At 70.3% G+C, this 13,447-nt stretch carries 12 protein-coding genes and 1 pseudogene; 6 read left to right on the top strand and 7 right to left on the bottom strand.

Annotated features, from left to right (window positions below; genetic code table 11):
• Nucleotides 1-265: pseudogene (locus D7Y13_RS27905) on the top strand (hypothetical protein); the annotation flags it as partial.
• 4 nt (nucleotides 266-269) lie between these two features.
• On the opposite strand, the gene D7Y13_RS27900 reads toward D7Y13_RS27905, so the two are convergent.
• Nucleotides 270-728 (bottom strand): cupin domain-containing protein, encoded by a 459-nt coding sequence (locus D7Y13_RS27900; RefSeq protein ID WP_120532448.1) that lies wholly within the window; start codon nucleotides 726-728, stop codon nucleotides 270-272.
• An 83-nt stretch (nucleotides 729-811) separates the two neighbouring features.
• On the opposite strand from D7Y13_RS27900, the gene pdxR reads away from it, so the two are divergent.
• Together pdxR and D7Y13_RS49550 are read left to right on the top strand one after the other, a co-directional pair.
• Nucleotides 812-2,251 (top strand): MocR-like pyridoxine biosynthesis transcription factor PdxR, encoded by a 1,440-nt coding sequence (gene pdxR, locus D7Y13_RS27895; protein ID WP_120532449.1) that lies wholly within the window; start codon nucleotides 812-814, stop codon nucleotides 2,249-2,251.
• A gap of 190 nt (nucleotides 2,252-2,441) precedes the next feature.
• The gene (locus D7Y13_RS49550; RefSeq protein WP_233595346.1) at nucleotides 2,442-3,188 is read left to right on the top strand and encodes a putative quinol monooxygenase; all 747 of its coding nucleotides are present in this window, start codon (nucleotides 2,442-2,444) and stop codon (nucleotides 3,186-3,188) included.
• A 58-nt stretch (nucleotides 3,189-3,246) separates the two neighbouring features.
• Here D7Y13_RS49550 and D7Y13_RS27885 read toward each other — a convergent pair whose 3' ends face one another.
• The 3 genes from D7Y13_RS27885 to D7Y13_RS27870 form a co-directional block, all read right to left on the bottom strand.
• Nucleotides 3,247-4,137: a LysR family transcriptional regulator gene (locus tag D7Y13_RS27885; protein WP_120532450.1), complete on the bottom strand. Its 891-nt coding sequence runs from the start codon at nucleotides 4,135-4,137 to the stop codon at nucleotides 3,247-3,249.
• 94 nt (nucleotides 4,138-4,231) lie between these two features.
• A complete protein-coding gene (locus D7Y13_RS27880; RefSeq protein WP_120532451.1) occupies nucleotides 4,232-4,687 on the bottom strand; it encodes a nuclear transport factor 2 family protein in 456 nt (151 codons plus the stop codon).
• A 314-nt stretch (nucleotides 4,688-5,001) separates the two neighbouring features.
• A complete protein-coding gene (locus D7Y13_RS27870; RefSeq protein WP_233595345.1) occupies nucleotides 5,002-5,841 on the bottom strand; it encodes a hypothetical protein in 840 nt (279 codons plus the stop codon).
• A gap of 331 nt (nucleotides 5,842-6,172) precedes the next feature.
• Here D7Y13_RS27870 and D7Y13_RS27865 point away from each other — a divergent pair, with 331 nt between their 5' ends.
• Both D7Y13_RS27865 and D7Y13_RS27860 read left to right on the top strand, forming a co-directional pair.
• Nucleotides 6,173-7,315, top strand: a complete 1,143-nt coding sequence (locus D7Y13_RS27865) for a linalool dehydratase/isomerase domain-containing protein (protein WP_120532453.1) — start codon at nucleotides 6,173-6,175, stop codon at nucleotides 7,313-7,315.
• Nucleotides 7,312-7,557: a hypothetical protein gene (locus D7Y13_RS27860; RefSeq protein WP_120532454.1), complete on the top strand. Its 246-nt coding sequence runs from the start codon at nucleotides 7,312-7,314 to the stop codon at nucleotides 7,555-7,557. The genes D7Y13_RS27865 and D7Y13_RS27860 overlap by 4 nt, the downstream gene beginning before the upstream one ends.
• Nucleotides 7,558-7,573: 16 nt before the next feature.
• On the opposite strand, the gene D7Y13_RS27855 is transcribed toward D7Y13_RS27860, so the two are convergent.
• The 3 genes from D7Y13_RS27855 to D7Y13_RS27845 all read right to left on the bottom strand — a co-directional run bounded on the left by D7Y13_RS27855 (nucleotide 7,574) and on the right by D7Y13_RS27845 (nucleotide 12,742).
• Nucleotides 7,574-8,863, bottom strand: coding sequence for a metal-dependent hydrolase family protein (locus D7Y13_RS27855; RefSeq protein WP_233595344.1), 1,290 nt, complete (start codon nucleotides 8,861-8,863; stop codon nucleotides 7,574-7,576).
• Nucleotides 8,864-9,008: 145 nt separating this feature from the next.
• Nucleotides 9,009-10,961, bottom strand: a complete 1,953-nt coding sequence (locus D7Y13_RS27850) for an FG-GAP-like repeat-containing protein (protein WP_120532455.1) — start codon at nucleotides 10,959-10,961, stop codon at nucleotides 9,009-9,011.
• Nucleotides 10,962-11,113: 152 nt separating this feature from the next.
• Complete coding sequence (locus D7Y13_RS27845) at nucleotides 11,114-12,742, bottom strand: cell wall anchor protein (RefSeq protein ID WP_233595343.1); 1,629 nt, start codon at nucleotides 12,740-12,742, stop codon at nucleotides 11,114-11,116.
• Nucleotides 12,743-13,081: 339 nt separating this feature from the next.
• On the opposite strand from D7Y13_RS27845, the gene D7Y13_RS27840 reads away from it, so the two are divergent.
• The coding region (locus D7Y13_RS27840; protein WP_120630820.1) for a DUF938 domain-containing protein at nucleotides 13,082-13,447 on the top strand (366 nt) is incomplete at its 3' end.

Here is a 13,447-nt window from a genome sequence, read left to right as displayed (position 1 = left end):
GAGGGGTGGGCCTGGGGGGCATCGTCGCGTGTCCTTTCAAGAAGACTTCGGGCGCCGCGTGGAATGGCACGTCACGGGGCCTTCGGGTAGCATTCCGTGCGAGCTGTCGGGCCGGCGAAGCGCGAGTGCGACCCTGAGCGATTCCCCCTGGACGCAGACCCCGTCGTCACCTCCCAGGTCCCAGGACTCCATCGCGGTGACCCACGAGACCGTGGAGGCGCAGGTGAAGGCGCCGCTCCTGCGCCACGGCATCCGCGTCCCCTGAGGGGCTATTCGAGGGTGGCGAGGAACGCCGAGCCGGTCTCCTCGCACCAGCGCCGGTAGGTCACCAGCCGGTCCGCGGACGTCACCCGTCCCAGGACCTCGCCGTCCGGGCCCAGGTATTCGATGGCGCCGCGCACGTTGATGAGCAGCACCACGGGCTCGTCACCGACGACCTGCCAGCTGTCGACGTTGCCGGCGGGTTCGTAGACGTAGGTGCCCGGGCCAATCACCTCGCCGGTGTCGAGGAGCTGGCGGCGGCCCGAGACGTTGAAGCCGTGCGCCTCACCGGTGTGGCGGTGCCGGGGGATGCGGGTGCCGGGCTCCAGCCGGAAGAGATACATCCAGCCACTGCCGTCCCGGAAGAAGCGGAGCGGCTTGAAGGAGAGCCCGGGAGGCCCCATCGGAGTCCACGCCATGCGGTCGGAGTCGATGGGGTGCGATGCGAAGTCATGGGATGGGTTCATGACGGCAGGGTGCCTTGTTCCTGGACCCGTGACAGGGCCAGGAATGATGAATCCCACTGGGCCAATCCGTGGGAGCATCCCGCATGGACTTCCACGTCGCCCTCCAGGGCCGCAGGGACCTGTCGGGGCAGATCTACCGGGGGCTGCGCGCGGCCATCCTCGACGGGCGCCTGCGCCGGGGGGAGCGGCTGCCGCCCACCCGGGAGCTGGCGCTGCGCCTGGATGTGTCCCGCAACACCGTGGGGCTGGCCTACGAATGGCTCACCGCCGAAGGGCTCCTGGAGGGGCGCACGCGGGCGGGCAGCTTCGTCCAGGGCGAGCCTCTTCCCCGGGACGGCCGGGCAGGGCGGGCCTCCCGGGTGCGGCTGCGGGCACGGGCCTTCTGGCGCGCGCTGCCGGATGAACCCGAGCGCCGGCCCTTCGCGGGCTACGACTTCGACGTCGGGGTGCCGGATGCGCAGCGCTTCCCCTTCGAGACGTGGCGCCGGCTGGTGACGCGCCAGCTCCGAGCCGCCGCGCTGCCCGAAGGCTGCGTGGTGGATTCGGCGGGGCACCACGGGCTGCGCGAGGCGGTGGCCCGGCACGTGGGGGTCGCGCGAGGTGTCCATGCCGACGTGGAGGACGTCCTCATCACGAATGGTGCGCAGCAGGCGCTCGACCTGGTGGGGCGGGTGCTCATCGAGCCGGGAGACTGCGTGGCCGTGGAGGAGCCGGGCTATCCCCCCGCGCGGCAGGTGTTCCAGGCGCTGGGCGCGCGCGTCGTGCCCGTCCCCGTCGACGCGGAAGGGCTCGACGTGCGGGCGCTGCCGGACTCCGCGCGGCTCGTCTATGTCACGCCCTCGCACCAGTTCCCGCTGGGCATGCCCATGTCCCCAGCGAGGCGCAGCGCGCTCCTGGAATGGGCAAAGCCTCGCGACGCGGTGATTGTCGAGGACGACTATGACAGCGAGTTCCGCTTCGGAGGCCGCCCCCTGGAGACGCTGCATGGCCTGGATCGCTCCGGGCGCGTCCTCTACGTGGGCTCGTTCTCGAAGGTGATGCTCCCGACGCTGCGTCTGGGATTCCTCATCGCGCCGCCGTCACTCCAGCGGGAGCTGCGCCAGGCCCGGCGTGTGATGGACCTGCACAGCCCGCTGGCTGAACAGGCGGCCCTCGCGCGCTTCATCGACGGAGGAATGCTCGCGCGTCACATCCGGAAGATGCGGCGTGAATACGAGGAGCGCCATGCGCGCGTCGCGGAAGGCCTTGCGCGCCATTGCGGAGACTGGCTCCAGGTCGTGCCTTCCGTCGCGGGCCTGCACCTGAGCGCGACCTTCCGGCGGGGCGGCTTGAAGCTGGAGCGGGAGGTGGTGGCGCGAGCGCGGGTGGCGGACGTGGGACTCGTCACCCTCTCTCGCTTCTACGCCGGACCGCGCGCCCGGCCGGGGCTGGTGCTGGGCTATGGAACGCTGCCGACCGCGCGCATTCCGGAAGGGCTGCGGCGCCTGGGGGCCTGCCTCGCCACCGCGACGGACGGGGACTGAGCGCGGGAGGCCGGCGCGGGGCTCGCCATTCCCGGGAGCGGCCCCGAGGGCTTTCGTGCATAGGCAATGGCTATCGATCCATTGGCGCCAGGGCCTCACGGTGGCCGGAAGCGAGGACTATACGTGTCCTTGTCGCGGACGCGGTGACGCCCAGAGCGCCCCTGACCTCCCCTGGAGCCTGGAGCCTTCCATGAATGCCTTCCTGAAGCCGTACCGCATGACCTTCCTCGCGCTGGCCATCTCCCTGGTGGGGCTGGGCTGCGCGTCTTCCACCAAGAGCACGACGGGTGAATCCATGACGACGACGACGCAATCGCAGAAGGCGGAGAACGTGCACGTGGGCCTGCTGGTGCGCCTGGAGGCGAAGCCGGGCAGGGAGGGAGACGTGCAGAAGTTCCTGGAGGGCGGCCTGCCGCTGGTCCACGAGGAGCCGGCGACGGCGCAGTGGTTCGCGCTGCGCTTCGGTCCGACCGCGTTCGGCATCTTCGACACCTTCGCGGACGATGCGGGCCGCAAGGCGCACCTGGGCGGCAAGGTGGCCGCGGCCCTGATGGCGCAGGCGCCGGACCTGCTGTCGACGCCCCCGTCCATCCAGCAGGTGGACCTGCTCGCGGTGAAGGCGCCGGGAACTCCGGATGCGACCGACCAGAAGGCGCTGGTGGTCATCCTGGAGGCGAAGCCGGGCAAGGAGGGGGATGTGCGGAAGTTCCTGGAGGGCGGCCTGCCCATCGTGCGTGACGAGCCGGCCACGCTGCACTGGTATGCGATTCGTTTGTCGCCGACCACGTTCGGCATCGTGGACACGTTCCCCGACGAGGCGGGCCGCAAGGCGCACCTGGGCGGCAAGGTGGCCGCGGCCCTGATGGCGCAGGCGCCGGAGCTGCTCGCGAAGCCGCCGGCCATCGAGCAGGTGGACGTGCTCGCCGTGAAGCGCTGAGCGTCTTTCCGGCTGCCTTGATTCCGGGCGCGAGGAGGTCCTCGCGCCCCGCTTCGTTTCAGGTGCCCGGGCGAGGGCGGCCCGCGCTCTCCAGCAGGGTGCGCCAGAAGAGCTTCGCGACCGGCGGCGCGGTGCGGTCCCCCGAGCGCAGCAGGGAGATGGTGCGCTGGAGCGAAGGCTCGACGAGGGGCCGCGCGGTGGTGGCGCCGGGCAGCAGCGAGTGTTCGGGCATGAAGGCGAAGCCGACGCCCGCCGCGACCAGGCTCTGCACCCACTCCTCGCGCTCGGTGCGGTAGCTGGCGTACAGCGCCACCTTGCGAGAGGTGCACAGCGCCCCGACCTCCTCGCGCATCTCGCAGGAGAGCCGGTCGATGTAGGGCTCATCGGACAGCTCCGCCAGCCGCACGGTGTCCTGCGCGGCCAGGCGATGGCCGGGAGGGAGCACGACGAGGTAGCGCTCGTCATAGAGCGGGGTGATGACGCACCAGTCGGGCGTGGGCGCGGCGGCGTGGGTGATGACGAGGTCCACCTCCGCTTCCTCCAGGTGTCGCAGCACCTTGTCGCGCGTGCCGACCTGGAGCTCCACCTCCACCCCGGGCGCCACGGCGCGAAACGCCGCCAGATAACCGGACAGGCGCGCGGGACCGATGGTGCACAGCACCCCGACGCGCAAGGGCACCTGCTTCAGGCGGCGGTGGTTCTCCGCGATGAGCGCCACGCTCCGGCTCTCGTCGTCGATGCGCTGGAGTCGGGGCAGCACCAGCCGGCCCAGGGGCGTGAGCTTCGCGCCACCCCGGTCGCGCAGCAGCAGCGGCCCGCCCAGCTCCGCCTCCAGCTTCTTGATGGCGGCGGTCAGCGTGGGCTGGGACACGTGGCAGCGCTCCGCCGCGCGGGTGAAGCTGCGTGCCTCCGACACCGCCAGGAAGTACCGGACCTGATGCATCTCCATGCGGCGCAGGCTCGCCCGTTGGCGTTGGCGAGGCAACCCGCGTGGACCTTTCGAGTCGTCCGGTCCGGCCCGCGCGATGGGCGGGGGAGGGAGCTCACGGGGTGGCTGCGGGCTTGGACAACCGGGTCACGTGGCTGGCGGCGAGCTTCCACTGGCCTTCGCGGTGGACCCAGGTGTCGGTGAACTGGAAGTCGCCCTCGAACTGCGTCTTGCCGGAGTGGCCCTTGAGGGTGGTGATGCCGGTGACGACGGCGGCGTCGCCGTACAGCCGGACCTTCTGGTGGTGGTTGCGGAAGACCTCGTAGACCGGATCGCGCTTCACCACCTCCGCGAGGTTCTGGTCGAAGTTCGTCACGGTGCCCTTCGAGTCCGTGAGGATGAATTGCTTGTCCAGGCTCTTGCGCAAGGTGTCGGCATCGCCGGACTCGAAGGCGCGGCACAGGGCCGCTTCGACCTTGAGCAGGTCGCGCTCGTCCTGCGCGGGGTCACGTGCTTCCGCGGTGCTCGCGGCGACGGCGAGGACGGTGGTCAGCATCGTCTGGACTTTCATTCGTGGCTCCCGGCGTGGGTGGAGGGCGCGAGCGAGCGAAGCACATCCGCCCGCTGGTCGTCCAAGCGCGGCCCCGGTGCTCAGCCCGGTGCCGCGATGCGGACCAGTTGCTTGCCCAGGTTGTGGCCCTCGAACAGGCCCCGCAGGGCCGTGGGCGCTTGCTCCAGTCCCTCGGCGAGGGTCTCGGCGCAGACGAGGTGTCCCCCGGCGGCCCAGGTGGACAGCTCGCGGAAGGCCTCGGATTACCCGGGTATAAATGAGCGTCAATTATACCCGGGTAGAATGTGCCGAGAACGCTCGCCCCCGTTCTGACTTCACGGCCGCGGCGTGCGCTGTCGCCAGAGTCGGAGCGTGGCCAGGAGACCCAGGGCGGTGAGGCTTCCTCCAGTCTGTGAACACCCGTCACTGGAGGCAGGAGGGCCGGGCTCCTCCGGCTCCGGCTCTTCCGGTTCGGGGTCCACCGGCTGCTCGGCGCACTTCAGCTCGAAGTCCACGTGCAACGGCGGCAGCGTGAGGTTGGCGTGCTCCAGCGTTCCCTGGAGTGTGGCCCGGTGGCGGCCGGGCGTGAGGCCAGTATTCGGGACCTGGGGCTGGAGCTCTTCGCAGACGGTGTAGAGGAAGAGCAGCCTGCGGTTGTACTCGTACAGGCGGGTGTCGAAGTTCTCCTCACCCGTCGCTGTCACCCCGCCGTGCTTCGCGTAGGACCAGGGTTCTCCATCCACCTGCACGGTCCAGCTCACCCACGGCAGGAACGGCACCAGCTCCGGTGACGGGGTGAAGCGCAGGCTGGTGGAGTCACCCTCCTGCTGCGTGTTTCCACAGTTCGGAGTTCCGTAGACGGCGAAGGTTCCCCGGCGCGGAGTCTCCGCCGTCAGGGTCCCCAGCGCCGTGGGCAGCGGCAGGGCCGTGCCCGCGGTGAAGGTCTGCGACCCGGGCTGGGTGCCCTGGAAGGTGCAGACGCCCGTCGCCTCCAGGCGGTACTCCGTTCCCTGCACCAGCGGTGCTTCCGGGACCAGGACCTGGGTCGAGTGGGCGCCCGCCGTCACGGTCGCGGGCACCGGGGTTCCATCCGCCAGGAGCAGCCGGACGGTGGCGGGGTCCACGCTCTCCAGCAGCGGTGGGACGACCACCAGCCCCGGAAGGTTCGCCGGCACGCTTCCTTCGTCCGGTGGGAGCGGGAAGCGGACCCCTCGCAGGCAGTTGGGCGCGACACAGGCGCGCGCCGAAGGCGGAAGGACCGCCCCCATCCCCACGAGGAAGACCCCCACCGTGACCGATTTCCAGACGTATCCGAGCATGCCTCATCAGACACCGGAGCCGGGCGGACTGGGACATCGTTCGAGCGTGGTGCGGAGGTCCAGCGCGGTATGGCTGTTGAGACACCCGGGGCCAGCAAGTTGGGACATGGCGACCGTTCGTCCCACGCGTTCGACCGCTGGGCCCGGAGGCCCGCACCCGGACGGCCCGGGGACGGACACTCCGGGCATGCGACGCGGACTCCTCCTGGTGTTGGCCGTGGTGGTGTGGCTTCCCCTGCTCCATCAGGTGTTCCTGCCCGGTGACCTGTCGGGACTCGCTGGAGCCCTGGCTTCGCGCCAGCGCGTGTTCTCCCTCCAGGAGGAGAGCGTGGAGCGGGACGTGCTCCACCGCACCAACCCGGAGTGGGACCTGATGGTGCGCACCTTCTCCGTGCTCTCGTTCGCGAACCTCGCGCTGTCGGAGCCCTCGCGGAAGGCAGAGCACCTGGCGGTGGTGGATGCGTGGATTACGCGGACGCTGCGCGACGAACGCCGGGCCCATGAGGCCTTCTTCCTGCCCTATGTGCACGGGGCTCCCTTCCGTGATCCGGCGGGACGCAGCCTCTTCGTGGATGGGGAGCTGGCGTTGATGCTCGCGGCCCGCCAGTTGGTGGAGCCCCGCGCGGACTACGCCCCGCTGCTGCGCGAGCGCGTGGACCTCATCAACGGCCAACTGGAACGCGCTCCGGTGCTTTCGGGGGAGAGCTATCCCGACGAGGGCTGGACCTTCTGCAACACGGTGGCGCTCGCGGCGCTGCGCCTGTCCGATGTCGTGGACGGCCGGGACCACGGCCCGCTGTTGCGCCGGTGGGTGGCGTCCGCACGCGAGCACCTGATGGAGGCGAAGCATGGCCTGCTCGTGTCGAGCTTCACCTACGACGGCGTGATGAAGGACGGACCGGAGGGCTCCACGCTGTGGCTGGCCGCGCACATGCTCCAGGTGGTGGACGCGGACTTCGCACGCGAGCAGTACCAGCGGGCCCGTCAGGCCTTGATGGGGCAGGCGCTTGGCTTCGCGTGGGCGGCGGAGTGGCCGGTGGACGGGGAGGCGGTCCAGGACATCGACTCCGGGCCGACCATTCCATGGGTGAACGCGAACGCGGGCTCCAGTGGGCTGGCGCTCGTGGGGGCGGCGGCGTTCGACGATGAGGAGGTGCTGCACGGACTCCTCACCAGCCTCCACTTCGCGGCCTTTCCCGTGCGGGACGACACCGGGTTGCGCTTCGCAGCGGGCAACCTGCTCGCGGACGCGGTGCTGCTGTATTCACTCGTGGAGGGCCCGCTCTGGCGTCTGGCCATGACGCAGCCGGGCCTGGAGGCACACCGATGATGCGCCATCCCTTCGTGCTCTTCGCGCTGGGCACCTTCGCGGTCTTCCTGCTGCTGCACCTGGCCGGAGGCCGCCAGTACGTGGGCGTGCTGTCCGGCACCGTGGTGGGCGGCGCCGGGGGCGCGGGCTTGGGACTGCTCTATGCACTGGCGTGGTTCGGCGCGGTGCTGGCCGCGCCGGTGTTGCTGCTCGCGGGGCTCCTGGACGGCGCGCTTGCCCGCGCATCGCGTGCGAGGCCTTGAGGCCGCGCCTTGGATTTCAACGCCGGTAGAGCGTGCCGCCCTTCATGACGAACCGCACCTGACGCACGGCGGAGATGTCCTGCGTGGGGTCTCCCTCCACGGCGACGAGGTCCGCGAGGAGGCCGGGCTTCACCTGTCCGATGCGGTCCTCCCGGTGCAGCATGCGCGCGTTGCCGGAGGTGGCGGCCTGGAGCGCCTGCGCGGGCGTCACGCCCTGGGCCACCAGCAGCTCCAGCTCCCGCGCGTTGTCCCCGTGCGCGAACACACCCGAGTCCCCGCCCACGCACAGGGGCACGCCCGCGGACAGCGCGGCCTTGAGGCCCGCGTTCTTCTTCTTCAGCGACTCCGGCTCGGGGTCCACGCCCCGCTTCCAGCCCCGGTACTGGAGCATCGCGTCGCTCGCCCCCAGGGTGGGGCACAGGAACACGCTCCGCTGCGCCATCAGCCTCCAGACCTCGGGGGTGCCATCGTCGCCGTGCTCGATGCTCTCCGCGCCGGCCAGCACCGCGCGCCGCATGCCCTCCGGCGTGCTGGCGTGCACCGCCACCGGACGTCCGCCGCTCCTCGCCGTCTCCACGATGAGGCGCATCTCCTCCAGGGAGAAGGTGGGCAGGGCCTCGCCATTCGGGCCCCAGCGGTAGTCGCCGTACACCTTGATCCAGTCCGCGCCGCGCCCCATCTGTCCGCGCACCGCGCGAACCAATCCGTCCACGCCGTCCGCTTCCTCCGCGCCCTGGGGGACTGCCCATTCGGAGGCGAAGCCCTTGGGGGCATAGCTGCCGGTGGCGACCAGCGCGCGTGTGGTGACGACCATTCGCGGGCCCGGGATGATGCCCTGGTCGATGGCCTGCTTGAGGCCCACGTCCGCGTCGCCCGCGCCCTCGGTGCCCAGGTCCCGTGTGGTGGTGAAGCCCGCGAGGAGCGTGGCCTTCGCGTGGTTCGTGGCCCGCGCCACCCGCAGCGCCAGGGACTCCTTGAGGACCTGGTCGTTCCAAGTCGCTTCGTTGTACGGGTGCAGGAACAGGTGCGAGTGGCCCTCGATGAGGCCGGGCAGGAGCGTGGTCCCGGGCAGGTCGATGACCTCCGTGCCTTCGGGCACCTTCACGCCCTGCGCGGGCCCGGCCGCGACGATGCGCTCACCGGTGACGAGCACCGTCCAACCCGTGTGCGGCCTGGGCGTGGTGCCGTCGAAGACGCGCGCTGGGCGCAGCAGGTACGAGCGGGGCGGGGCCGCCACGGGCGCCTGGGCCCGGACGGACGCGGAGACGAGGACGGCGAACAGGACAATGGCGCGCAGGGAGAGCACGGTCGGAACGGTGAACCGTGCCAGGCAGAAGCGCAATCCCTTTCGGGGCCATGTCCATGGTGCAGGACGGATGCGTTTGCTGGACCTGTCTCTCCCTCGCCTGTGACAGCCATTGGAGGGCGTCCGGCCTCCTGGCTGCCTCACATCACGGTTCCAGCGAACGGAACACCTTCGTGTCGCCGTCGTAGTTGCCGGGGTTCCAGTACACCTTGTCCGCGCCGCCCCGACCGTCGATGTCCGCGAAGAAGAAGGCGGCATTCTCCGAACCGCTGTAGCCGGTATTGTCCATCACCGGGCTGCCCGCGAAGTTCGTGCCGGCGCTCGGGTAGATCTGCATCCGGCCCTGGCGGAAGGTGGGACGCCAGAAGAGCTTGTCCGCCTTGCCATCCCCGTCCACGTCCGCGAAGTAGAGGCGCGTCGTGTCCACTCCGCTGGTGCCCGCATCGTGGGCGAACGCGAAGGCGAAGGCCCCCGCGCCGGTGGACCGGTACACCCGCGTGCGGCCCCCGTCCTGGTCGGGATTCCACAGCACGCGGTCCGCCTTGCCATCCCCATCCACGTCCGCGAAGTACACGCGCGTGCCCTCGCTGGTGTTCGCTCCTTCCGTGCTCCGCACCGCCGCGCCGAAGGAGGGCGAAGCGCCGCGCTTCGCCACGAAGGTCTCGAACGCGCCGCTCCGCTCCTTCGGGTTCCAGCGCAGCAGGTCCGCGCACCCATCCCCCGTCACATCCGCGAAGAACAGCCGGGTGGACTCGCTCTGGCTGGCGGCCTGGAAGACAGACACGCGGTCGCCAAAGGTCCCGTCGCACTTCGACGGGTAGATGCGCACCTCGCCGTCCCCCAGCGTCGGCCGCCAGAGGACCTTGTCCGCGCACCCATCCCCGGTGACGTCCGCGAAGAAGAAGCGCGTGGTGGCCACGCCGCTCGTCGCGCCCGCGTTCTTGACCGCCGCCGCGAAGCCCCCGTCGCACTTCGACTTCGCCACCCACGTCTCGCCCTCGCCCACCGAATAGTTCCAGGTGATGCGGTCCGCGCAGCCGTCCCCGGTGACGTCCGCGAAGAACAACTGCGTGGACGCGGACGCGCCCGACGGCGTCGGGGAGAAGGTGGAGCCGGCGGAGAAGATGGCGGGGCGGATGGTCGCGAGCACCGGGTAGTGGTCCGACGGCGTGTTGCCACCGCTCTCCGTCCGGTCGATGCCCGGCGCGGACGACGTCAGCGCGCCCCCGTTGTGGAAGATGTAGTCCAGCCGCGAGTAGTTCGTGGACGGCGTGCCGTCCCAGGCGTTGTTGAACGTGGCGTCGTCCTCGCCCGTCGTGCCGTCGAAGCGCGCGGTGCGGAACAGCTTCGCCCCGGCCTCCAGGTCCTCCAGGGTGGTCTCCCCCGGCGTGGACTGTCCCTGGGCATCGGCGTTGAAGTCGCCCATCGCGATGACGGGCAGGCCGCCCGGCTTCGAGGCCAGGAACGAGGCCATCTGCGCCGCTTCCCTCAACCGTCCCAGCGAACACTCCGCCGCGTAGGCGAAGTGCGTGTTCGCCACGAAGTACACCTGCCCCGAGGTCAGGTCGCGCAGGCCCACCCAGGAGATCTTCTTGCCCTCCGCGTGGCTGAAGCACGTCGCGCTGGCGCTGTAGGGGTTGATCAGCGCCTCGTTGCCCTGGCCCACCTCGGAGGCGATTTCAAAGCGGCTCTTCTTGAAGAAGATGAGCTTCGGACTGCCGCCTCCGGGGTTGTAGACGCCGTAGGGCTTGTCCGTGCCCGTGAGCCCCGCGATGAGGTCCGCCGGCACGCTGGGCCCACCCGAGGGCGCTTGCGCCTCCTGCACGCCGATGACGTCCGCGTTGTTCGCGAGGATGCGCTGGATGACCGCCGCCTTGCGGTTGGGCCACGCGCGCACCCCCGTGTCCAGCGGCCCCCGCACGTTGTACGTCATCACCCGGAAGGCCCGGTGGCCCGTCACCGCCGCGGCGCGAGCCTCCCCGAGCAAGACCTCGCTGGAGGGCACGTCACCGCCAGGGGCGCCCTCCTGCGGACCGCAGGCACAGACCATGGACGCAAGCGCGAAGGCGCGCACGAAACCCGTTCGGAAGAATCGCATGACTGCGATTGTACGTGAAAAACGAGTAAAAGCGACAATTCCATTCCCGCGCGAAACTTCCGGAATGTCTCATGAAGCACGAGGGGCCGCGCCCGGTGTGGAGACCCGGACGCGGCCCTGGACCCTCGGAGGAGGGATGGCTGCGATTGTGGCTACTGGCGCACGACGCGCTTGAGTCGGAAGGGCGAGGGGGACTCGCTCATCGTGTAATAGGCCGTGCCGGTGGGGTCGTACTCGATGGCCTCACCCTGGCCCTCCACGGTGTCCGTCAGGGAGACGGGGGTGGCGGCGAAGGCGGTCTCGAAGGCGGCGCCCGGGGCGGCGCGGAACTCATACACCTTGCGGTACGTGCGCAGCAGGAAGCGGTTGTCGCACGGGTGGATGTTGCCGGAGGTGGCCGCGGCGTAGTTGGTGTCCGTGGTGGTGGGCAGCTGGATGTTGGCCACGAAGACGAGCGTGGACATGACGCCCGGGGCCGGCAGCGGCTGGGGGAACTTGTAGACCTTGCTCGCGCCCGCGTAGGACTTGGTGACGATGTAGATGTCGCCGGTGGTGGGGTGGACCATGATGGTCTCCGCGTCCTTGGGCGAGTCCGGGTACTGGAAGGGGAAGGCCGTCGCGGTGAGGTCGCCGCTCGTCTGGCCCGCGCCGATATTGGGCTCCGGGATGCGGTAGACGGCGAAGGTGGACGGCGGGGTGGGGAAGTTGGCGCTCGAGCGGCCGATGTCCCCCATGTAGATGCACTGGCCGGTGGGGCACGGGCCGGTGGCGACGTCCTCCCAGTCCGCGGGCGTCACGTTGGACACGTTGAACGTGCCCAGGGTGGCGGCGTTCGCCGTGCTGATGCCGACGATGGCGGTGGTGTCCTCGTTGTGCACGTAGACGACGCCCGGCGTGAGGCGGCTCGCCGCCAGGCCCGACGGCTCCACGATGGCGGTGGACGCCACGGTGCCCTGGGTGGTGTACGTGGTGGCGAAGGTGTCCCCCACGGAGCAGGACACGGTCGCGCCCGCCTCACGCAGGGCCACGACCTGCGCGATGTTCGTGTTCGGATAGGGCGAGGTGCCGTTGAAGGCGCCCTGCGCCCCCGCGGCCCCCAGGGCCTTGTAGGCGACGTCGTAGAGGATGCCGGTGCTGTTCGCGTGGCAGGTGTCGAACGGCTCCGTGAAGCCCGTCGGCGGGACGAGGGGGCTCGCCGGGCACGCGGTGCCGGACCACAGCTGCGAGCCGAACCACACCGCGACGCCGTTGGCGGTGCTGGTGGACAGCGCGGGCGTGTCGAGGTTGGCGCTGTTGCCGTTCTTCTGGCCCGTCTGCGCGTCGATGGGGTTCGTCGGGTTCGCGCCGGAGAAGGCGGAGATGCTACCGGCCAGGTGGCTGGCGCTGGCTGAGTCCAGGGTGAAGGCGTAGCTGGCGGGCTCGGACGCGGTCGCGACCTTGTAGAAGACCCACGCCTTGATCTGCGAAGCGCTCTGGTCCGAGCGCAGGAAGGTCCAGCCCGCGGGCGGCGTGGCCACCGCGGTCACGACGTTGCGGTTGACGATGCGCGCCAGCAGCACGTCCCCCGCCACGGTGCCCGCGGGCTTCGCGAGTGTCAGCGAGGTGTTGGAGACCACGCTCGCGGTGCTGCTGCTGCGGTAGGCGATGGTGGACACCGCCTGCCGCGCGGTGCCGACCCCGGCGGTGACGCCGTCCTGTCCGGTCTGCTCGGGAAGCGAGGAGGTGCCCGAATCCTGCGGCCCACAGCTCGCGAGCGCGAGCAGGGAAACCGAGCACAGCATGCGTGAAACATTCCGATTGAAGAACTTCAAGGTCACTCCAGACTGGATGGTGATGCGAGACAGACGTCCACGAGAGCCGACGGCGCTCTCGCTTTCGCAGGAAGTTGTCGGGAAGGACGAAGGACTGTTGCGGAATTCCCGCACGTCCTCTGTTCACGTCGCCCATGGGTGCAAACTTCCGCGAGGAGCTGTCTTGAAGGGGGGCTGTCTTTCAAATCCGCACGGCTGCCTGTCCGCTGGTGGACCGACAGGACCTGGACGGTTCGCCGCGCATCGGGTGGGGCTGGCACGGGGCGTGCGGCCTTCCCTCATGCGCGCGGGTGTGGAAGACCGTCGGTCATGATGCGCCATGCCCCCGCCACCGAGCGAAACCGCGAACCGCTCCTCGCCGTCCTGAAGGAGGTGCTGCCCGCGTCCGGCGTCCTGTTGGAGGTGGCGAGCGGCACCGGCCAGCACGCGGCGTTCTTCGCCCGGGCCTTTCCGGGGCTGAGCTGGCAGCCGACGGATGGAGATGCGCAGACGTTGGAGAGCATCGACGCGTGGCGCGTGGAGGCGGGGACGCCGAACCTGCTGCCCGCGCGCCTGCTGGATGCGAGCTCCGACGCGTGGCCGGTGGAGCACGCGGACGCGATGCTGTGCGTGAACATGATCCACATCGCGCCGTGGGCGGCTTGCCAGGGGTTGATGCGGGGCGCGGGCAGCAGG

The organism is Corallococcus praedator, assembly GCF_003612125.1.
Lineage (GTDB): Bacteria > Myxococcota > Myxococcia > Myxococcales > Myxococcaceae > Corallococcus > Corallococcus praedator.
The sequence above is the reverse complement of the archived record's forward strand: the minus strand, read 5'-3'. Positions and strand labels throughout refer to the sequence as shown.